Source organism: Collinsella sp. LCP19S3_A6 (assembly GCF_052122015.1).
Taxonomy (GTDB): Bacteria; Actinomycetota; Coriobacteriia; order Coriobacteriales; family Coriobacteriaceae; genus Collinsella.
The window spans coordinates 1-1387 of record NZ_JBQKDD010000024.1 but is presented as its reverse complement, the minus strand read 5'-3'; the positions used below and the strand labels follow the sequence as shown (position 1 = coordinate 1387).

The window sequence follows — 1387 nt, the reverse complement described above, 5'->3', positions numbered from 1 at the left end:
CGGTGAGCCCGGCGCCGCGAAGCGCCCTGGCCCTCTCCACCATTCTCCTACTGTATGCCATGCGGACTCCGTTCCGGACCTCAACGGTCCAACTTTTTGTCCGCAGTCCCGACCTCCACCACAGGGGCCCGTACCCGTTCTGGCTGGATTAATGGATGGAAACGGATGTTCTATCGGGACACACATTTTGTCCTATAGGCCCAAAAGGACAAGCAAAACCGCCCTGCTGAACGACAAATTCAGCAGGGCGGTTTTTTGCTTGTCTTATTTGTTTTTCCGCCAGGGGATATGGAAGAGAGCCAGGTGGAGAATCGCTTTTTACTCAAGATTATTTTGCCTGATAGTCGATGCGGCAACTAGAATTCCTGAAAGAAAATGTCCGCGTCGATCAATATGCTTTTGATATCTGCGAAGGCAGCATTGATTGCCTCAGCTGAAGCTTCGTTGGTTTTTACTTCAATTGTCATAAACGAAGTCCTGTCATCAATCGCATCATTCGTAATGATAATCGCTTCTCCTGGTTCCCCCGTGAACTCCGATTTAGCGCCAGGACCCATGACCGTTGTCTTCGTGTTGCTGACGACAACACCCGCATCGTTAAGACGCTTCAGCGCCAAAGATTTGATTTGATGATCCCTCTCGTAGTTGAAAGGACTAGAGAAAAGCATCTTGTAAGTGTATGTGGGCGATTTCTTCTTGCCAAATCCAAATAATCCCATGTTGTTACCTCATTTCGGGTGCGTGCTGGTTCTCTACGCAAGGCACCATTTGCTGAACTCGCTCATTGCGTCATTCAGTGAGGAATAAGGACCGTATTTGGATCTGCCGTCCATGACATAGACCCAGAACGTAACTCCATTGCCCTCAATCCAACAATGTCCGTAACTGCCGTGTCCATCCTTGTAGATAGGCATGGAACAACTCCTCTTCTCTTGGCGAAAAAATGCAGTTACATTTTAAGCTACAAGCAAAAGGAGTGCAAACGCTCACCAGGTGTTTCAATCTCGTTCAGCTCTTCGTGCAAGGTCGCACACTTTTTCTTCAATTGTACGTGCGCACGCTTCGAACGCCCCATCTCAACCTTCGGCCTTCTCTACACTTCAAGTGGCACAAACTGGAAGGTGGTGCAATCCACCAAACCGCGATCCATGCGAAAACACGTTGCCACATTAATGTTCACCATCTGTATTGCCCGCACGGCCGGAATACCACACGCAACAGCAACACGCAAAATGCGATCCAAATGCCCCTCTTCCACAATGGTGTACGGATGCAAGGGGACTGCGGACGATTTCTTGGACCGTTACGCGGCCCTTCCCAGCGCGGCGCGGAACTCGGCCGGCGTGCGGCCGCCGAGCGCATCGCTGCGCCTCTCCGTATTGTATCG

2 protein-coding genes are annotated in these 1387 nt (G+C 50.8%); both read right to left on the bottom strand.

The genetic code is table 11. The features are described from left to right. Positions 1–356: 356 nt before the first annotated feature. A complete protein-coding gene (locus tag ACTQVX_RS08795) occupies positions 357–719 on the bottom strand; it encodes a hypothetical protein (RefSeq protein ID WP_441033743.1) in 363 nt (120 codons plus the stop codon). Positions 720–752: 33 nt separating this feature from the next. After that, positions 753–914 carry a hypothetical protein gene (locus ACTQVX_RS08790; RefSeq protein WP_441033746.1) on the bottom strand — a complete coding sequence of 54 codons (162 nt, stop codon included), beginning with the start codon at positions 912–914 and terminating at the stop codon, positions 753–755. Positions 915–1387: the final 473 nt, after the last annotated feature.

Excerpts from the sequence above, each read along its gene's own strand:
- ACTQVX_RS08795 (WP_441033743.1), bottom strand. The coding sequence starts at position 719 with ATGGGATTATTTGGATTTGGCAAGAAGAAATCGCCCACATACACTTAC.
- ACTQVX_RS08790 (WP_441033746.1), bottom strand. The coding sequence starts at position 914 with ATGCCTATCTACAAGGATGGACACGGCAGTTACGGACATTGTTGGATT.